The organism is Nocardioides sp. (assembly GCF_041600255.1).
GTDB lineage: Bacteria > Actinomycetota > Actinomycetes > Propionibacteriales > Nocardioidaceae > Nocardioides.
In genome coordinates this window covers 1-3132 of sequence record NZ_JBFIKK010000220.1, presented here as the reverse complement: position 1 = coordinate 3132, position 3132 = coordinate 1, and the positions used below count along the sequence as shown (strand labels likewise).

General features: G+C 70.5%; 3 protein-coding genes and 1 pseudogene. 1 reads left to right on the top strand and 3 read right to left on the bottom strand.

Annotated elements, in window-relative coordinates; all coding sequences use genetic code 11:
• A pseudogene (locus ABZE72_RS16480) lies at positions 1 to 375 on the bottom strand (HNH endonuclease); the annotation flags it as partial.
• 225 nt (positions 376 to 600) lie between these two features.
• On the opposite strand from ABZE72_RS16480, the gene ABZE72_RS16475 reads away from it, so the two are divergent.
• Entirely contained in the window at positions 601 to 1278 is a 678-nt protein-coding gene (locus ABZE72_RS16475; RefSeq protein WP_372730120.1) for a hypothetical protein, read from the top strand.
• Here the strand turns inward: ABZE72_RS16475 and ABZE72_RS16470 are convergent.
• Both ABZE72_RS16470 and ABZE72_RS16465 read right to left on the bottom strand, forming a co-directional pair.
• Positions 1238 to 1828, bottom strand: coding sequence for a hypothetical protein (locus ABZE72_RS16470; RefSeq protein ID WP_372730119.1), 591 nt, complete (start codon positions 1826 to 1828; stop codon positions 1238 to 1240). The genes ABZE72_RS16475 and ABZE72_RS16470 overlap by 41 nt on opposite strands.
• Positions 1829 to 1892: 64 nt before the next feature.
• Positions 1893 to 3132, bottom strand: a 1240-nt coding sequence (locus ABZE72_RS16465; protein WP_372730118.1) for a Calx-beta domain-containing protein, incomplete at its 5' end; no start/stop codon positions are given.

Here is a 3132-nt window from a genome sequence, read left to right as displayed (position 1 = left end):
CCGCGCCTTCCACGCCACCAGATCACCCTTCGTGACCCGCGCCCAGGTCCGGGGCAGCCGGTACCGCAGCTCGACCGCCTCCCCGAGGTACGCCTTCCCGACCTCGGTCGGCAGCCCGATCGCCGCGGCGAACTCGGGGATCGAGAACTCCGCCACCAATGGGGCACCCGGACCGGCGACCGGCACCTCGGTCTCCCCGAAGGACGGGTCGTAGGTCGTCGCCGCGTCCGCGATCGAGTCGGTCGAATGCATGCCCGCCCACGCCACCGCGGCCTGCAGCAGCTCGGCCTCGGCCCGGTCTGCCACCGCTCGACGATCCCGCGCGAAGTCCAACACCGCAGCGGCGGTGTCCACGTCGGCGAGCGTCTCGGTCATGGAACAAGTCAAGCGGTGAGCACCGACAGTTTGGCCCCCGAAACCGGCCGATCTTCCACCATCCGGACAACAGATCTTCCGGGCTCCCGGCACGGCCGTCGACGACCCGGCACTGGCGGTCGCCGACCGGTTCGAGCTCGTCTTGGTGGACGGCCGAGTCACCGCGGCCTGACCGCCTTGCGGCTCGCGCACATCGCGGCTCGACCGGGTTCCTGTCTGGGTCCTGTGGAACAGTTCAGCGGTAGCCCCGTGTTCCGGATGGGTGAGGACGCTCCCCTCTACCTCGTGGACCATGTCGTCGGTCACGACGGTGATGTCCGACGGTGGAGACGGTTCACGTACGACTCGCCCAGCTCGGAGAGCCAGCACTCAGGCACGCGCGACGCCGACGGCACCGTCCACGTGGACGACACGCCGGCGCCGGCTTTCTCCGACGCGGTCGGCGCCTACGGCGAGCACCTGATCCTGACGCAGATGCTCGGCGACAAGGCGGACACCGTGTCCTACCTCCAGTTCGATGGGAGCGAGCCCGAGGGCGACCCCCAGACGGCGCAGATGCACAGGCGCGGGATCGAGGCTACGGAGCTGTCGAACGGCTCCACCGTGGACGCCGAACGCATCCAGCTCGTTGTGGCCGGACGTTCGACCAACGCGCACTGGTGCGTCGACGGTGTCGTCGTGAAGTCCGACTGGTGTGGGGCGCAGTCGTTCTTGGTCGACGACCTCGACGCTCTCTGTGCACGGCTGACTCGGAGGTGGCAGCGCGGATCAGCGAGTTCGCCGCGCAATAGGGACACACCCAGTAAGACTTCTGACCACTTCTGCAGCGGCAGTCAGCCAGTCAGCCAGCCAGCCGGCTCGATCACCTCAGGGGCTTGCTGCACGGACCCGCGCTGGCGGTGATCGTCTGCTCGAACGGGTCGAAGCCGCCCTCGAGTCGGGACGTGATCCTCACCTGCACCTCGTCGCCCCGCCGGTAGCGATGACCCCCCTGGCGCCACAGGGTCGCCACGCCGCCCACCGTCATCACGACCGGGGCGTCGGTCACGTAGCCGCTCTCGAAGCGACCGGTCCGGTCCACGACCTTGCCGCCCCGCAGCACGAGGAGCTCAACGCTCCAGGACCCCTCAGCAGCGGGGTCGGTCGTGGTGACCTCGTACTCGCTGCGCAGGCAGGCGTTGACGCGCCTGCCGGCGCGGGCGATGGCCACGGGCGCCGTCGCCACCACGGTCGTGGTCGAGGCTGCGATGTTCCGGCCGTCCAGGTGGAGCGAGGGTCGCTTCGCGGGGCCGGACCACGCGGCGTCGAGGGCCGAGGGGATCTCGGCTCCGGACACGCGAGTCGCGACGGCGGCACGTCGTTCGTGCCCTGCACGCTCCGCGTCGGCCGGCGCGGCGCCGGCGCTGGGCAGCGGCAGGGTCAGGAGTGCCACGAGCACCACGAGTCTCTTCACGGTTCTGGAACGACGGGCTCCCGCAAAGGTGATGGGCCGCGACGTGGAACCTCGTCGTTCGTGCTCAGCCGTCGCTCTTGTTGATCCGCAGGTTCGACCAGTGGGGGGTTCCGAGCACAGCCGGGCCGGAGGGTCGGGAGAGGGTCAGCACGAGGTACTCCGCCCGCTCCTGACGTCGGTCGTTCTTGATCCTCACCGTGAAGCTCCGACGGGTGACTCCCTTGGCGAAGCGCAGCTTTCCCGAGGTGGCGACGAAGTCCTTGCCGGCCTTCGCCGAGTCGCTCCGGGTCCGGTAGCGCACGCTCACGGCGCGGTTGGTGCGGCCGTACCGGACGACCTGGATCCGGACGCGCCCGACGTTCTCCTTCACTCCCGGGTCGAGGCGCCGGAAGGCGAACATCGGACGGGTGGTCTGGCGCACCGTCCACGCGGTGGCGCGGCTGGCGGAGCCGTACGAGTCCACGCCCACGACCACGTCGCCGTCCACGCCCACGGCGTCGCTGCCCCGCCAGTTGCCGAGGCTGATGCTGCGGGAGTCACCCGACCCGAGGTCGTGGACGAAGGCGTGGTCGCCTCGCTTGCGCCACTCCTGGATGACGAGGTTGCCGACGATCCCGGTGGCGGCACTCCGGGCCCCCCCGATGGTGGGGTGCTCGCGCATCGCCGGCTCGGCCGCGGCCAGGTCGAAGGTGAACGCGCGTCGCTTGTTGGCCCCAGCGGCGTAGGACCAGCCCGCGACGACGCCGTCGGAGACATCCACTGCCTCGCTGAAACTGCCTCCCGGGAGGGTGCCGAGGTCGATCATGGTGGGCTCGTCGGCGGCGGGGTCGTAGGCGAAGGCGTGCTCGGGGCCGTCGGGGGTGTGCGACCACCCCGTGATCACGGAGCCGTCCACGGCCTTGGCGAAGCTCCCGCCGCCGCCCAGCGTGCCCAGGTCACGCATCACGGGCTCGGCAGCCTCGAGGTCGTACACGAACGCATGCTGCTGGTGCGAGTCGTACGGGTCGTCGCTGGGGACGGTCGAGTCGCCCACGACGAAACGCCCGTCCACGTCGACGGCCTCACTGACCTTGCCCCCCGCGAGCACGCCGAGGTCGATCATGGTCGGCTCGTCCGAGGCGAGGTCGTAGGCGAAGGCATGGGCCTCGCCGGGGACGGTCTGGGAGATCCCGACTGCGACGCTGCCGTCCACCGCATTGGCCCTGCTGCCGGTGCCCAGGGTGCCCAGGTCGATCATGGTCGGGTCGTCGGCGGCGAGGTCGTAGGCGAACGCGTGCGTCGCGCCCGACGCGGTCGTCGACGAT